Annotated in this window: 15 protein-coding genes; 5 read left to right on the top strand and 10 right to left on the bottom strand. The window is 73.6% G+C overall.

Annotated elements, in window-relative coordinates:
• The first annotated feature begins 412 nt into the window (after nt 1-412).
• A complete protein-coding gene (locus ASG96_RS01925; RefSeq protein ID WP_056760160.1) occupies nt 413-877 on the top strand; it encodes an Rrf2 family transcriptional regulator in 465 nt (154 codons plus the stop codon).
• A gap of 72 nt (nt 878-949) precedes the next feature.
• On the opposite strand, the gene ASG96_RS01920 is transcribed toward ASG96_RS01925, so the two are convergent.
• The 8 genes from ASG96_RS01920 to ASG96_RS01885 form a co-directional block, all read right to left on the bottom strand.
• Nucleotides 950-1,450 (bottom strand): Rv3654c family TadE-like protein, encoded by a 501-nt coding sequence (locus ASG96_RS01920; RefSeq protein WP_304437873.1) that lies wholly within the window; start codon nt 1,448-1,450, stop codon nt 950-952.
• Nucleotides 1,447-1,815 carry a TadE family type IV pilus minor pilin gene (locus ASG96_RS01915; RefSeq protein WP_235509022.1) on the bottom strand — a complete coding sequence of 123 codons (369 nt, stop codon included), beginning with the start codon at nt 1,813-1,815 and terminating at the stop codon, nt 1,447-1,449. The genes ASG96_RS01920 and ASG96_RS01915 overlap by 4 nt, the downstream gene beginning before the upstream one ends.
• A complete protein-coding gene (locus ASG96_RS01910; RefSeq protein ID WP_056760167.1) occupies nt 1,812-2,015 on the bottom strand; it encodes a DUF4244 domain-containing protein in 204 nt (67 codons plus the stop codon). The genes ASG96_RS01915 and ASG96_RS01910 overlap by 4 nt, the downstream gene beginning before the upstream one ends.
• A 76-nt stretch (nt 2,016-2,091) precedes the next feature.
• Nucleotides 2,092-2,757, bottom strand: coding sequence for a type II secretion system F family protein (locus tag ASG96_RS23555; protein WP_162262005.1), 666 nt, complete (start codon nt 2,755-2,757; stop codon nt 2,092-2,094).
• Nucleotides 2,754-3,707: a hypothetical protein gene (locus ASG96_RS23550; protein WP_057586280.1), complete on the bottom strand. Its 954-nt coding sequence runs from the start codon at nt 3,705-3,707 to the stop codon at nt 2,754-2,756. The genes ASG96_RS23555 and ASG96_RS23550 overlap by 4 nt, the downstream gene beginning before the upstream one ends.
• On the bottom strand, nt 3,704-5,059 hold the full coding sequence (locus ASG96_RS01895) for a TadA family conjugal transfer-associated ATPase (RefSeq protein WP_082591564.1): 1,356 nt from the start codon (nt 5,057-5,059) through the stop codon (nt 3,704-3,706). Before ASG96_RS01895 ends, ASG96_RS23550 begins: the two co-directional genes overlap by 4 nt.
• Nucleotides 5,056-5,853 (bottom strand): hypothetical protein, encoded by a 798-nt coding sequence (locus tag ASG96_RS01890; protein WP_057586277.1) that lies wholly within the window; start codon nt 5,851-5,853, stop codon nt 5,056-5,058. Before ASG96_RS01890 ends, ASG96_RS01895 begins: the two co-directional genes overlap by 4 nt.
• A 698-nt stretch (nt 5,854-6,551) precedes the next feature.
• On the bottom strand, nt 6,552-7,478 hold the full coding sequence (locus tag ASG96_RS01885) for a Fic family protein (RefSeq protein ID WP_082591563.1): 927 nt from the start codon (nt 7,476-7,478) through the stop codon (nt 6,552-6,554).
• Between the two features lie 53 nt (nt 7,479-7,531).
• Between ASG96_RS01885 and ASG96_RS01880 the strand changes: the two genes are divergently transcribed.
• The 3 genes from ASG96_RS01880 (at nt 7,532) to ASG96_RS01870 (ending at nt 10,446) form a co-directional block, all read left to right on the top strand.
• Entirely contained in the window at nt 7,532-8,461 is a 930-nt protein-coding gene (locus ASG96_RS01880; protein WP_057586275.1) for a hypothetical protein, read from the top strand.
• Between the two features lie 162 nt (nt 8,462-8,623).
• Entirely contained in the window at nt 8,624-9,790 is a 1,167-nt protein-coding gene (gene trpS, locus ASG96_RS01875) for a tryptophan--tRNA ligase (protein WP_200962640.1), read from the top strand.
• Between the two features lie 38 nt (nt 9,791-9,828).
• A complete protein-coding gene (locus ASG96_RS01870; protein ID WP_057586272.1) occupies nt 9,829-10,446 on the top strand; it encodes a nucleotidyltransferase domain-containing protein in 618 nt (205 codons plus the stop codon).
• On the opposite strand, the gene ASG96_RS01865 is transcribed toward ASG96_RS01870, so the two are convergent.
• Nucleotides 10,407-11,273, bottom strand: a complete 867-nt coding sequence (locus tag ASG96_RS01865) for a 1-acyl-sn-glycerol-3-phosphate acyltransferase (protein WP_200962639.1) — start codon at nt 11,271-11,273, stop codon at nt 10,407-10,409. The two genes, ASG96_RS01870 and ASG96_RS01865, sit on opposite strands and share 40 nt — an antisense overlap.
• Nucleotides 11,274-11,456: 183 nt before the next feature.
• Between ASG96_RS01865 and ASG96_RS01860 the strand changes: the two genes are divergently transcribed.
• The gene (locus tag ASG96_RS01860) at nt 11,457-12,521 is read left to right on the top strand and encodes a hypothetical protein (RefSeq protein ID WP_157610598.1); all 1,065 of its coding nucleotides are present in this window, start codon (nt 11,457-11,459) and stop codon (nt 12,519-12,521) included.
• 107 nt (nt 12,522-12,628) lie between these two features.
• Here the strand turns inward: ASG96_RS01860 and ASG96_RS01855 are convergent, their stop codons facing one another.
• Nucleotides 12,629-14,293, bottom strand: coding sequence for an alkaline phosphatase (locus ASG96_RS01855; protein ID WP_057586268.1), 1,665 nt, complete (start codon nt 14,291-14,293; stop codon nt 12,629-12,631).
• Nucleotides 14,294-14,540 lie beyond the last annotated feature (247 nt).

The following is a 14,540-nucleotide window of genomic DNA, read 5'->3' as shown; positions in this document are numbered from 1 at the left end:
ACCGAGTGAACTGAGGCGGCGAGGGGACGACACCTCGCCGCCTCAGTCACACTCCCCACTCCCCACCCCCTCAGTGGGCACTTCTCTCGGCGCACCGACCTCGGGGGTCTCCCCACGTCGAGTGGACCCCTCCCCTCGCGCACGGGACTCCGGGGTCTCCCACGTCGAGTGGGCACGTTCTCCCGGAGCACAGGATGCCGGGCGCTCTCGTGACCAGGGGACACGTTCTCCAGGAACACAGGGTGCCGGGCGCTCTCGTGATCGAGTGGGCACCTCTGGCCCGGCGGTCGGGTCGCCCACCTCGGGCGACGCGACCCCGCTCACTGGTGTGACGGGAGGTCAGCGGCCGATTCGGGAGGGTCGGGTGCGGGCATCGGCGCGGCGCGGGCGTCGTGTGCGGCAGACTGCACGGGTGGACATCTCGGCACGAGTCGACTACGCGGTCCGCGCGATGCTCATCCTCGCCGAAGCGGACGCGGAGGGGTCGGGCCCGATCAGCATCGACACCCTCTCGACCCGGCAGGAGCTGCCGCGCAAGTTCCTCGAGGCGATCTTCGCCGACCTGCGGCGCGGCAACCTCGTGCTCAGCCGTCGCGGCGCCCGTGGTGGCTACGTGCTGGGGCGCCCACGCGGGGACATCAGTGTGGGCGACATCTTCCGCGCCGTCGACGGACCGCTCGCCGAGGTGCGCGGCCTGCGACCGCACGAGACGGAGTACCAAGGGGTCGCCACCCATCTGCCGAGCCTCTGGGTCGCTGTCCGTGCAAGCCTGCGCGAGGTGCTCGACGACACCTCCCTCGAGGACCTGCGCACCGGCGACCTTCCCGACCGGGTGCGCCAGCTGCTCACGGCCCCGGACGCCTGGCAGAACCGCTGACGCTCAGCACCCGACACACCGGCTGACCCCGGGGCGAACCGCTGACGCGTAGCGGCACCGACGAGCCTGCCGTCAGCGTTCGGGACCGGCGCGTGAACGAGCCGTCGCAGGCTCGGGCCAGAGGGCGGCACGGACCTCGACCCGTAGCTCGAGGTCACCTCCCGTCGACGAGCACGACTGCGTCGCAGCACCATTCGCGCGAACCACCTGGTGCGCGACGGAGCAGGCCTGTCCTGCTGACACTCCGTCCTGCATCGCCGCGGCGCCGGCGAGTGCGCCGAGGTCGGCGGCGACGCGGGCCCGGTGGCTGGCCACGACCACCGAGGCCACGACGAGGCCACCCGCCGTGAGGGCGAGCACCACGGCCACGAGCGACAGGACCATGACACTCGCCGCCCCGCGCTCGCCCTCCGGCCTGCGCCGCAACGTCGGCGTCGGTGCGGGTGACGGTGCCGGCTGAGATGGCAGGGTCGGCGCGGGTGACGGCGGGGGCGGAGGTGACACCGTCGGCGCGAGTGACCGTGACGGCGACGGCAGGGGCTCCGGCGATGGCTGGGGCGGCGGGGCGCTCATGACGGCGACTCGACCGGGGTCACGGCGGACGCGCTCAGCTCCCAGCCAGGGAGCAGTCCCCAGCCCCCGGTGCGCGCCGAGACGGTGACCCGCACTCCCCCGCTGACGCCGGCGACCTGGACCCGAGCGCCCGCCGGGGCCGACTCGGCCGCGAGCGCCCGTACCCGCGGGGGGTCGTCACCCCGGGCCGCAGCCCGACCGGCCACGCGTGCCGCGTCGACGCACCGGATCTGGTCGACGGCGGCGTTGACGGCGACGAGGCAGAAGGCCAGGACGAGCACGATGGACGGGATGGCGACGGCGAGCTCCGCCGTCACCATCCCGCGCTCCCGGCCCGGATCGGGTCGGGCGCGTCGCGACCTCACCCCGCGATCCCCAGGGCGCTCTGAACGATGCCGGCCAGGGCGCCGCGCACCGCGTCGGACTTGACGACTCCGAGCAGCACGAGCGCGAAGGTGCAGGCCGCCATGATGCCGACGGCGTACTCCGCGGTCGTCATCCCTCGGTCCTGAGCCCCCGCGATCGCCCTGCACCTCGCGCGCAGTCGGATGAGCTTGTGGGTCATGGGTTCTCCTCTCCTCACCCGGACGGGATGCCCGGGATGCGTGCCCTCGTGGGTCGAGGGACGGTCGATGGGCCGGTCAGCTGCGGAGCAGGTCACCGGCGAGGGCGATGACGAGCGGCGCGACGGTGGTCAGGCAGAAGGCCGGGAGCAGCACGAGACCGAGCGGGGCGACGAGACGCACGCCGACCTTGGCCGCGGAGACCTCGAGCCGCTCGAGCTCGGCCGCGTGGAGGTCGTCCGAGGCGGCGAGCAACATGGCTCCGGGCGGGACCCCCGCCTGGTGGGCGATGGCGACCGCCCGGGCGGCCGGCGCCCACGTGGGACCGACCGACGCCCAGGCCTCGGCCTCCGTCGCTCCCCACCTCAGGGCGGCCGCGACCTGGCGAAGGTCCCTGGACGCACGACCCGTCAGGCCGGTGGCCACCGCCTCGAGGACGTCCCACGTGGGAAGACCCGAGCGGTAGGCCAGGGCCAGCAGGGAGAGCGCCGCAGACACCTCGGCTTCTGTCGCCTCACCGTCGCCGGCGCTGCTGTCGTCAGAAGGACGACCTGGACGTCCCGCCGAGCCCGTCTCGGGTGTCGAGCCGACGCCGCGGTGAGTGAGGAGGTCATCGGCCCCCCGAGCGGATGTGTCGCCGCAGCCTCCGAGGAGGACGAGGACGGCCAGGGCGGTCAGGCCGGCCGCCACGAGGCCGAGCGCCGGAGCGTCTCGCAGTGCGTCGACGAGGACCTCGGGTGTCACGGTCGCACCGCCCGTCGGACCATCCGGGTGCACCAGACCCGCCCGACCGACACGAGGAGCAGTCCAAGGAGGACCGAGACCGTCGCGACCGGGGAGCCGAGGTAGAGCGTGGCCGGGTCGATGCCGCAGGCGAGCCCGAAGAGCGGGCCCGTGAGCGGCAGCAGGGTCAGCACCGTGACGGTGGCACGCGGGCCGGCCACGGCGACGGCGACCTTGCCCCGTCGTGCCCGGGCGTCGAGGAGCCCGCGGACCGCGCGGTCGACCGCGGACGCGAGTGGCGCACCCGTGCTCTCGGACAGGCGCCAGGCAGCGGCGACGAGCGCCAGCTCCTGGGACGCGCTGCGCGCTGCCCACTGTGCCCAGACCGGCGACGTGGGCTCCGCTCGGTCGGTCGCCTCGAGCAGGCCCCCGACGAGCCGGTCGATGTCGGCGACGGGCACGGTCCGGTGCTCCTCGCTCGCGAAACCGAACCCCCGCCGGCGGCGGGGCGACGAGGCTGCGGACGACCGCCGGCTCCTCCGCCCCGAGGCCTCGCGGGCCAGACGGACCCGCTCGGCGCCGAGCGTCGACGTGGCCGCGAGCTCGATGGCCCGACTCGGCGTCAGCCCTGCCCCGAGCGCAGGTCCGATGCCCCGCAGCAGGTCGAGCACGTCGTCGACGAGCGCTCCCGGCCGACGACGAAGTCGCCACCGGCGGAAGAGGTCGACCGGATCCCGCTGCCACACGCTCTGTCCCGTGGCATCAGAGCCCGGCGACGACCCGTCCGCTGCCGGGTCGCGACCAGCGCGCTGCCCGCCCCGGGTCCCGCCCCCGGTCCCGACCCCGGTCCCGCCCACGGCGCCGACGCGGACGTCGACGTCGGTCGACCTCCGCGGCACCCGACGGGGCCACACGAGCACCGCCAGACCGAGCAGGGCCGCCGCGACCACCCCCGCTGACCCGGCGTTCACGACGCCTCCCCTATTCGGACGGGGTCGTCTGGCGCAGCCGAAGAGGTCGGATCAGGGCACGCCGTCACTGCGGCCGGCGGGCCCGGGTGGGAGTCAGCGAGCGCACGGCCCATCCGCCCGGCCTCCGCCCCCAGCACGGGGCCGACTGCCAGCACGGGGCCGCCTGACAGCGCTGGGGCGTGCCGTGCGAGCTCCGTCTCCAGCCCGAGGCGGCCCGCCAGCGCCGACCACGCGGGGCCGAGGCGGGGCTCCTGGCCCGGGCCGTCCCACTCGAGCGCGGGCACGATGCAGGGGTCGCCGTCGCGGCGGAAGAGCGCCGCGACGGAGGCGACGCGCCGGCCACCGCGGTCGCGTGTCACGTGCACGACGACGTCGATGGCCGCCGCCAGCTGGGCCCGGACCGCCTCGGGCGTCAGGCCCGCCAGGGCGCCCAGCGCCTCGAAGCGGGCCAGGACGTCGACGGGAGCGTTGGCGTGCACCGTGCCGCAGCCACCCTCGTGTCCGGTGTTGAGCGCTGCGAGGAGCTCCCGGACCTCCGCCCCACGCACCTCTCCCACGACGATCCGGTCGGGGCGCATGCGCAGCGCCTGGCGCACCAGCGTCGTGAGCGTGACCTCGCCGACCCCCTCGACATTGGCCGGACGCGCCTCGAGCCGCACGAGGTGCGGGTGGTCGACCGTCAGCTCGCGCACGTCCTCGACGACGAGCAGGCGCTCGACCGGGTCGATGCAGCCGAGGAGCGCCGCGAGGAGCGTCGTCTTGCCCGCTCCCGTGCCGCCCGAGACGACGAACGCGAGCCGCCGGGCGACCAGCGCACGCAGCACGGGCTCCCACTCGGGAGGCAGCATCGCGCGGTCGCAGAGCTCGGACAGCGACACCGGCTCCCGTGGCGGGACCCGGATCGTGATGTGCGGACCGCCGTCGACGAGGGGCGGCAGCATCGCGTGGAGGCGGGCTCCCGACGGGAGCTGGCCGTCGACCCACGGGCTCGCCTCGTCGAGGCGCCGGCCCGCGATGCCGGCGAGGCGCACCGCGAGGCCGCGCGCGTCGTCGGCGTCGAGTCGCTCACCCGCCCACTCCATGCCGTGGCCGCGGTCGACCCAGATGCGCCCGTCGCCGTTGACGGCGATGTCGGTGACGCCCGGCTCGGCGAGCCACGGGTCCAGCGGCCCGGCGCCGAGGACCCTCGCGGCCAGCGCCGACCGGGTCTCTGCGACGCGCTGGGCCCCGAGGGCCCCGCGCTCCTGCGCGGCCACCTCGGCGACCGCGACGCCGTCAGGACCGACGCCGCCCCGGACGCGCTGCCACATCGCCGGCGTGAGCGAACCGCCCGGGCGTGGCTCGACGCTCATGCCGCGACCGCCTGGTCGGTGAGCCGGAGCAGCAGGTCGTCGGCGGCGCGCACGACCTCACCACGCCCACGCGCGCCCGGCGGCAGCCCCTCGGTCACCTCGGAGGCCAGGCGCCGGTCGTCGCCAATCGTCGCAACGAGCGGCACGTCGAGCCCGTCGACGACGAGGTCCTCGAGGTCGGGCTCGATGCGGTCGCCCCGCAGCACCACCCAGGGCTCGATCGGCAGCAGCGGCTCGGCATCCCACGACCGGCCCGCGTCACGCAGCCGGCGCAGCAGGCGGCGCACGCCAGTGACGACGGCGGAGGTGGCGCAGAGCTGCGGCACCTGTGTGCCCGACACGACGACGACCGCGTCGACGAGCAGGGCCACCCCGGCCAGCACGGACGGGTCGCGCGACAGGTCGAGGACCGTCAGGTCGTGCGCGTCGGCCAGGCCGGCCACGACGTCCGGCAGGCTCTCGGCCCAACCGCCGGCCCCGTCACCCTCGTCGGCGGCGGGCCACACCCAACCCGCGCCTCCGCTTCCCGACAGGACCGCCACCCCGCACGAGACCGGGAGCTCGTCGGCCAGCCCGAGACCGTCCACCAGGCCGGCGACGTCGGCGAGCTCGGGCCAGCGCCAGCCCGGCTCCTGCTCGAGCCCGAAGACGACGTCGAGACACCCCGACACCCGGTCGAGGTCGACGGCCACGACCGAGCGACCGGCCGCGGCGGCCCGCACGGCGACGGCGACCGCCAGGGTCGAGGACCCGACCCCACCCGAGGCCGGCACGAAGGCGATGACGTTTCCCATGCGCCCACCGTCACGCAGTCACACGGGCCCGCCCAGCGGCATACGCGAGCCGGTGGACAGAGCGCCCCCGCGCCCGAGGGGTGTGGACAACGAAAGCCAAGCCGAGCCCGGCGCGCCGACCCGCAAAGGTCCGGAAAATGGCGGTGGCCTTCGTCCGGGGGAAGACGAAGGCCACCTCACGAGACTGGCACCGGGGGGGAGGGGCCAGATCGCGTCGGTGCTCGACCCAGGAGGGGAGCACCACCAACAATGCTGGACGCTAGTCCACCGGATTGCAAACCGAGAAGTCACGACACGCGATGATTTCTCATGATTTGTCATGACACGAGGGAAACGTTCAAATCCGGCGACGAGGAACGATCCTCGCACACAGGGCGGAGGCCCCCCGACCGTCGGTCGGAGGGCCTCCAGAGAAGCTCCGGGCTACCAGGCGTGCATTCTCAAATATGTCGCCCCGGTTGTGCGCCCGGGGGTGGACTGTTCCAAGGGAACTGCTCTCGCGTGGGTACTCGGCCTCTTCTCGAGACATCTGTTCTGCGTGGATCCGGATCTACGCCTCTCGGCGATGTGGTTCCTGACTCCGTTCTACTCCACGGCGTCGGCGTGGCGACACCCCCCACCTCCTCGCGGCGGCAAGAAACTGTCCACCCCCGTGGACATGCCGCACGAATCGTCGCAACCAGGCGTTCAGCCGGGACTCAGGTGAGCCGCCCCGCCCGCACCGCGTCGCTGATCCGCGCGCCCTCGGCGGCGCCGCGGACCATCGCCTCCTCGGCCTGCGAGAGCCAGAGACCCACGCCTGCGGCGCCACCCTGGACGTATGCCGTGAGCGCACCGAGGTAGGCCGGCCCACCGTTCGCGACGTGGCCCGCCTCCGGGACGGCGACGCCCGTCGGGTCGAGCCCGAGGGCCTGGACGAGCGCGCGCTCCATGGCCCGCGCGACGAGACCGTTGCCGTGGACGAAGGGGCGGATGGAGGCGATCTCGGCGTGCACGAGGGCGGCGACCACGGCTGCCGGGACCCGGTTGCTGCCGGCTCCGGCGACGACCACGTCGGACAGCGAGGCGAGGCGTGCGGCCACGACGGTCGGGGCGGGCGCGGGACCGAGGTCGACGAGCTCGGTGCAGTCCTCGTCGCCGATGCGGGGACGCCCGAGCGCCTCGCCGCGGACGACGGGCGAGGCGGCCGCGACGTGGAGCCGGGCGAGCGCCTGGAGCGGGGCCGTGCGCACGAGCGCGACGACGCGCTCGCTCTCGGCCGTCGCCGAGACGGCGCCCTTGAGGGTGCGCAGGCCCGGGTCGAGGTCGTCCGGCCAGTCGCGGGCACCGCTCATCAGCTCGCGCACGACATCGACGGGGAACTCCGCGCCGTCGAGGGCCGCGCTGGCCTGCGCACCGCGGACGCGCGACTCGGCGGAGGCCTCGGGGATACGCCGGCGCAGGGCCTCGTGGAAACGCAGCCGGGTGCAGGCCTCACGAGCCGCGTCCGCGCGGTCGCGCACGTCGGGCAGCTCGGTCAGTGCGGCGAGCTGGTCGAGCAGCGCCGCCTGCTGGGACGTGCGGCTCGAGGCCGAGCTGGTCGGGCTGGTAGGGCTGGTAGGGCTGGTCGGGGTCGGGTCTGGCACGCCTGTCAGCCTAGGTCTGTCGACGGGGGCAGCCCGACTGTCACGATGAGACGGTGACCACTTCCGCCGTCCTCGGCTGGCTCCTCGACGGTGACGTCGCCGTGGCCCACCTCGCGACGCGCGACCTGCTCGGTCACGAGGACGCGAGCCTCCAGGCACGAATCGCCACCGAGGGCATCGGCGCGGCGCTGCTCGCCGCGCGTGGGCCGGAGGGTCACTGGGGACGCGGCTTCTACCAGCCGAAGTGGACCTCCAGCCACTACACGTTGCTGCAGCTCAGCCAGATCGGACTCCCGGGCGCCCACGACGCCGCCCGCGAGACCGTGGCCCTCGTCCTCGGCTCGCACAAGGCTGCCGACGGTGGGGTCAGCCCGTCCCCACCCACGAAGCCGAGCGACGCCTGCATCAACGGCATGGCCCTCGGCTACTCGAGCTGGTTCGGAGCGCCGGAGGGCGAGCTGCGCAGCGTCGTCGACTTCCTCCTGCGTGAGGTCGTGGCGGACGGGGGCTTCAACTGCCGGCACAACCGTCCCGGCGCCGCCGTCACGCACTCGTCGGTGCACACGACGGTGTGCGTCATCGAGGGCATCACCGGCTACCTCGCGTCGGGCGCCGCCTACCGCGCCGACGAGCTGGACCGGGCACGCCTGTCGGCGGCTGAGTTCCTCCTGCGCCACCGGCTCCTGAGGAGCGAGCGCACGGGGGAGGTCATCCGGGCGGAGTTCGCCGGGCTGCACTACCCGGCACGGTGGCACTACGACGTCCTGCGGGGACTCGACTCCCTTGCGGGCGCTCGGATCCCGCGCGACGAGCGCATGGACGAGGCCTTGGCGATCATCCGAGGTCGCCGTCGCCCGGACGGCCGTTGGACGCCCGCCCGCGCCTACCCCGGCCTGACCCACGTGCCCAACGAGAGGGTGGGCGTGCCCAGTCCGTGGGTCACCCTCATCGCCGAGCGGGTGCTCCTCGCGTATCCTGACTGACATGAGTTCGACCGTCGCACCGACCCGCGCGTGGTGGCTGCCCAGCTGAGGCGGCCCTTCGAACCAACCCGAGATCCGGAGCCGCCCACGGGCGGCTCCTCGCATGTCCAGGACGTGCGGCGAGGTCTCTCCCGTGGGCACCGACCACGACCAGGAGAGACCATGACCACCAGCACGACCACCAGCACGATCACCCCCGCCGCCGCCCTTCCCACGCCGCTCGCACCGCCCGACCCCGACGAGAGCGCGACGTATGCCGCGGCGCTGGATCGCAGCGCCGTCCTCGACGCGCTCATCGACGAGCGCGCCTCGGGTTCCGATGTTGACGACACCGGGGACGGCGCCCGCTTCCGGATGCTCACCGGCGACCGACCCACCGGCCCGCTCCACATCGGCCACTACCTCGCGAGCCTCCGCAACCGGGTCCGACTGCAGGACAAGGGGGTCGAGACCTTCGTCGTCATCGCCGACTACCAGGTCATCACCGACCGCGACTCGGTCGGTGAGATGGGCGCCAACGTGCAGGGCCTCGTGCTCGACTACCTCGCCGCCGGCCTCGACCCGGCACGGACGACGATCTTCACGCACAGCGCGGTGCCGGCGCTCAACCAGCTCATGCTGCCGTTCCTGTCGCTCGTCACCGACGCGGAGCTGCGCCGCAACCCGACGGTCAAGGACGAGCTCGCGCTGTCCGACGGTCGGCCGCTGTCGGGCCTGCTGCTCACCTACCCGGTGCACCAGGCCGCCGACATCCTCTTCTGCCACAGCCGGATCGTGCCGGTCGGGCGCGACCAGCTGCCGCACCTCGAGCAGACCCGCGCCATCGCGCGCCGCTTCAACCAGAGGTATGCCGCGGGGCACAGCGTGTTCGCCGAGCCCGAGGCCCTGCTCAGCGAGGTCCCGCTGCTCCTCGGCACGGACGGCACGAAGATGAGCAAGAGCAAGGGCAACGTCATCAACCTGCGCGACACCGCCGACGAGACGGCGGCCCGGATCCGCGCGGCACGGACCGACTCGGACCGACGGATCACGTTCGACCCCAAGGGCCGTCCGGCCGTCGCCAACCTGTTGACGATCGCCGGCCTCTTCCTCGGTGCGGCACCGGAGTCGGTGGCCGAGCGCGTCCGCGACGGCGGCGCCCAGGCCCTGAAGCGCGTCGTCACGGACGCGGTCAACGAGGCCCTCGCTGGGCACCGGGCACGGCGGGCCGACCTGGCCCGCGACCCGGCATACCTCACGTCGGTGCTCCACGAGGGGAACGCGCGGGCCAACGAGGTGGCCGAGCGGACGCTGGCGACGGTGCGGGCGGTGATGGGGATGAGCTACTGACACAGCCCGCGCGCGGTGGCCCGGGCCTAACCTGAACCATGGCGGCGGACGACACGGCAGACGGCACCAGCGACGACACCAGCGACGACAACATCGACGACACCACAGCCGACACCACAGACGACAACGCAGGCAGCCTCGCTGAGGCGACCCCCGAGCAGCAGCTGGCCGCGATCGCTGAGGTGGGTGCCGCACTGGACGGCGCCGGCGTCGACCACTGGCTCTTCGGGGGCTGGGGCGTCGACTTCTGGGTCGGTCGGGTCACGCGTCCGCACCACGACGTCGACCTCGCCGTCCGCCGGGACGACCGCCCTGCGGTGCACCGCGCCCTCCTCCAGGAACGCTGGGAGCACACGCCGTTCGAGGACGAGGTCGTCGGGACGCGATACCGGCGCGGCAGAGTGCTTCTCGAGCTGACATTCGTCCTCGACGACGGCGGACGGGTCCTGATCCCGTTCGAGCCGGAGGCCGCGGTGTGGTCCGAGCAGGCGTTGGGTGACGCCCGGAGGACTCTCGACGGGGTCACGGCACGAGTGCCCGCGCTCGAGATCATGCTTCGCGACAAGAGCCACCCGCGCACGGACGATGCGGACGACGCCGCGAAGGACCGGGCGGACTACGAGGCGCTCTCGCGGGTCGACGGAGGCGCGACCTGAGAGCGACCGGTCGCCACCCGCCGACGTCGAGGGCGACCGACGGGGGCGACCTTGCGAGAGCGACGGATTCGCGCCTCTGCTGCAAGGTCTGCCTGGCGCATCCCCTCCTCGTCCAGGCGCATCCCCTCCTCGGGCCCGGGCGCGCTGCCTCCGCGTGAGGCAGGGAGCCACCAGCGGTCGGCGTCGTCCCGGGGCTGCTCGGGATAGGCGTCCATCGCCTCGGCAAGCAGCGTGTCCAGGCGCGACCGGAGCTGCTCGGAGACGGCATACGGGTCGGCGTCGGGACCGGGCACCAGCGGCTCCCCGACGCGGATCGTGACCGGCGTCCCGCGACGGAGGCTGAGGCGGCCGCCGACGGTGTGGATCCGCTGGCTGCCCCAGACGGCGACCGGGACGAGCGGCACCTGGCACCACGTCGCGACGGCGGCCGCACCGGGGCGCAACGGCCGCAGCTCCCACGAGTGGGAGATCGTCGCCTCGGGGAAGAGCCCGACCACCTCACCCTGGCTCGCCTTGGCGACGGCATGGCGTAGCGCCACCTCGCCGTGCGCACGGTCGACCGCCACGTGGCCCATCGCCCGCATCGCGGCGCCGACGAGGGTCGGGAGGAAGATGCCCTGCTTGGCGAGGAACCGGACGAACCGGCCCCGCCTGCGACCGACGAGGCCGACGAAGAGGAAGTCGAGGAAGCCGACGTGGTTGCCGGCGAGCACGGCACCGCCGTCTCGCGGCAGGTGCTCGGCCCCGCGCACGTCGAGGCGCAGCCCGAGCACCCGGAACAGGCCGAGAGCAGCACGGATGACGAGGCGATAGGTCCGGTCGGTCACACCTCATCTTCGTCACCGGACCTCCACCCGGATGGGGAGCGACACGAGGGCGCCCCCAGCGGTATCAGGCGTTCCGGGTCGCACGTCTGTCTGGTGCGAGGCGGTCCACCCCTCCTCGCCGCTCGCCCCGGAGGACCCCGGCGGGCTCAGAACGACCCGGGTGGACCCGTCAGGAGGGCGGTCATGGCACAGGCTTCGGTGGGACTGACCGTGGCGCCGGTGGTGCGTGACACCGCCTCGTGGCGCACGGTGGTGCACTGGGCACAGGACCACGTGACGGGGCGTGACCGGGAGCTCGCCCGCCTGGACTGGCAGATCGAGAGCGTCCGCGCACGCCTGTCGGGCCAACCGTCGCGGTCCACGGAGGCCTGGGAGGGCAGGGGCGACGGGAAGGACCATCCGGACCCCATGGACGACGTCCTCCGCCTCCTCGACAAGGCCAGGGCCGCGTGCGAGGAGCACGACGCCGGCAAGGGCTGGGCGCTGGTCAGTCGTGCCGAGGAGCTCGAGGTCTCCTTCCTCGGACGCCACCAGCTCGACGCCGCTCGGCACAGCCTTCGCTGCGAGATCGCCCTCGACGACGAGGCCGGGTGGTGGCGCGAGGCCGCCCTCGACCTGCTCCGTCGGATGTCACCGGGCGCGATGGCGGTGAGCCGCTCGACCGACCCGAGGGATCCGGCCGACTCGGCCGACTCGGCCGACCCTGCCGACCCGGCCTCCGACGGCGATGCCGTCCCCACCCGCAGGGCGACGGCATCGGACCTGCGCGCCGACCGCGAGTACCTGCGCGAGGCCCGCCGCATCCGCAACGACCTCAACAGCAGTCGGTATGCCGCGATGGAGGCCAACACGGCCCAGCGGATCTGGCTCTCGCTCATCCTCGTCGGGTTGCTCGCCGTCGCCGGCTGGCTCATCTGGGCCCATCTGGGCACCCGGTCGCACGCCCTCGACACGCCCTGGCTCGCCTCCTCGGCGGCTGTGGCCGGGACCATCGGCGCGGTGACGAGCGCGTTGCAGCGCCTCTGCGCACATCCGCGCGCCCAGCCACCGGCTCACCTCGGGTCGTTGACGACCGCCATCGTGCACGCGCTCATCGGGTCGGTCGCGGCCCTGACCTTCTACTTCGCCACGGCCGGCGGCATCATCACCGTCCCCGGCCCGCACGCCGACCTGCTCATCGTGCTCGGCGCCTTCGGGTCCGGCTTCGCCGAGCGGCTCGTCGTCTACGTGCCACGGAACAAGTCCTGAGCGGGTGCGGTCCCGGCAGGGCGCCGGGACCGCACTCGACCTCTGTGTCGTGTCGTGTGTGTGACGATGCGGCCAACTCGACGCCGGGTGGACAGGGCCGTGCGCGGTCAGGCCGAGCCGTGGGTCTCCTCGCGGATCGTGTCGGCGACGATCTGCTCGTCGCTCGGGGTCGACCGGCGCAGCGTCGTCGTCGGCAGCGGGGTGTCGGCGGTCTGGCGCAGCCCACGCACCCCGTCGTCGATGACGAACTCGGCCCGCGTGAACGCCTCGGCACCGGGCGTCGTCACCACCGGGACGCACCGGAACCGCGCGGTGAGCTCGGTCGGCGTGACCGTCGTCGAGACGTAGCCGCGCAGGTTGGTCCAGAAGCGCAGGTTCGGGTTCCACGCGGCCCACGGGTGCTGGCCGGTCGGGCTGTCGTAGCCGTTGCCGCCCGACGTGATCGAGCTGGTGATGAGCTCCGAGCCGACCGGATCCGTGGGGTTCGCGTAGTCGAGGTAGAGGTCCGAGGCCCAGTGGGCGTGGACGTCGCCGGTCAGCACGACGGGGTTGCGCACGCCCGCGTCGACCCAGCCCTGGGTGACGCGTCGGCGGGACGCGCGGTAGCCGTCCCATGCGTCCATCGACACGGTCGTGGCAGCGGTCGGGTTGTTGTCGCGCTGGCCGAAGAAGACCTGCTGTCCGAGCAGGTCCCACCGAGCCTCCGACCGGCGGAAGCCGTCGAGCAGCCACTGCTCCTGCGCCATCCCGGGCAGCGATCGCGTCGGGTCGTCGGCGGCGGGGCAGTCCTTGTAGCCGTCGCCGCAGGCCTGGTCGGAGCGGTACTGGCGCGTGTCGAGCATGTGGAAGCTCGCGAGCCGGCCCCACCGGACGCGACGGTAGAGGTCGAGGTTCGGGCCGTCGGGCACGGACGAGCGCCGGAGCGGCATGTTCTCGTAGTACGCGCGGTAGGCGGCGGCCCGGCGCTGGAGGAAGGTCGGCGTCTCGGCGACCTTCTCGGGGATGTCGCCCGCGTAGTTGTTGTCGACCTCGTGGTCGTCCCAGACGGCGAGCCACGGCGCGGCGGCGTGCGCGGCCTGCAGGTCGACGTCGGTCTTGTACTGCGCGTAGCGCTGGCGGTAGCCGGCGAGCGTCGTCGTCTCGGGGCCGGCGTGGTTGCGACCGATGCCGTTGCCTCCACCCTCGTACTGGTAGTCGCCGAGGTGCAGGATCACGTCGGGCCGCTCCTCCGCGAGTCGCCCGTAGGCCGTGAACCAGCCGGCGGGGAGGTTGGAGCACGACACGAACGCCATGGCGAGCGCCGACGGCGTCTCCCAGGCGTTCGGCGACGTGACCGCGCGACCGGGCTCGGAGAGGTGCCTGCCGAGACGGAAGCGGTAGAAGTACTCGCGTCCGGGCTGCAGGCCATGCACCTCGACGTGCACCGAGTGGGCCCAACCGGGTTGTGCCTCAACGGATCCCGCCTTGACGACGTCGGCGAAGCGCTCGTCCGACGCGACCTGCCAGTTCAGCTGGTAGGTGGCGGACGGCATACCGCCCAGCCCGTCGGCGGCGTGCGGCTCGAGGGCGAGGCGGGTCCAGATGACGAAGCCGTCGGGCTCGGGGTCGCCGCTCGCGACGCCGAGGGTGAAGGGGTTGGCGGCGGGGACGACGGCGGCCGCGCTCGGGCGGCTGTCGACGACGACGCCCGCTCCGGCGAGGGCGACGGTCCCGGTTGCGAGGCCACCGCGGAGCAGGGTTCGGCGAGAGGGGAGCTGGTGAGTCGTGTCCATGTCGTCCACATTCGTCACTCCGCAGCCGGCCCGGCCCACCAATCGGAGAACCTCAGGTGAAGCGTTGGGGTGAGATGGCGTATGCCGTCCGCTCGCGTCGGGTGCCCACGGGGTCCGACCGCTCGTCCTCGGAGCGGGACCGCTCGGCGGGCTACTCGCCGGTAGCGATGAGACCCGCCTCACTCGCCCCTTGATGCGCGAACTAGCCTGCGTTTGAGTTGTGCATCAACCACGACGCCCCGCCGAC

Origin of the sequence: Terrabacter sp. Soil810, assembly GCF_001429645.1 — a bacterium.
Lineage (GTDB): Bacteria > Actinomycetota > Actinomycetes > Actinomycetales > Dermatophilaceae > Terrabacter.
Note: the sequence above shows the minus strand (reverse complement) of the source record. Positions and strands in the feature narration are given on the sequence as shown.

Coding starts and splice junctions, on each gene's coding strand:
- ASG96_RS01890 (WP_057586277.1), bottom strand. CDS start 5,853: ATGGGAAACGTCATCGCCTTCGTGCCGGCCTCGGGTGGGGTCGGGTCC.
- trpS (WP_200962640.1), top strand. CDS start 8,624: ATGACCACCAGCACGACCACCAGCACGATCACCCCCGCCGCCGCCCTT.
- ASG96_RS01860 (WP_157610598.1), top strand. CDS start 11,457: ATGGCACAGGCTTCGGTGGGACTGACCGTGGCGCCGGTGGTGCGTGAC.
- ASG96_RS01895 (WP_082591564.1), bottom strand. CDS start 5,059: ATGAGCGTCGAGCCACGCCCGGGCGGTTCGCTCACGCCGGCGATGTGG.
- ASG96_RS01855 (WP_057586268.1), bottom strand. CDS start 14,293: ATGGACACGACTCACCAGCTCCCCTCTCGCCGAACCCTGCTCCGCGGT.
- ASG96_RS01870 (WP_057586272.1), top strand. CDS start 9,829: ATGGCGGCGGACGACACGGCAGACGGCACCAGCGACGACACCAGCGAC.
- ASG96_RS01910 (WP_056760167.1), bottom strand. CDS start 2,015: ATGACCCACAAGCTCATCCGACTGCGCGCGAGGTGCAGGGCGATCGCG.
- ASG96_RS01920 (WP_304437873.1), bottom strand. CDS start 1,450: ATGAGCGCCCCGCCGCCCCAGCCATCGCCGGAGCCCCTGCCGTCGCCG.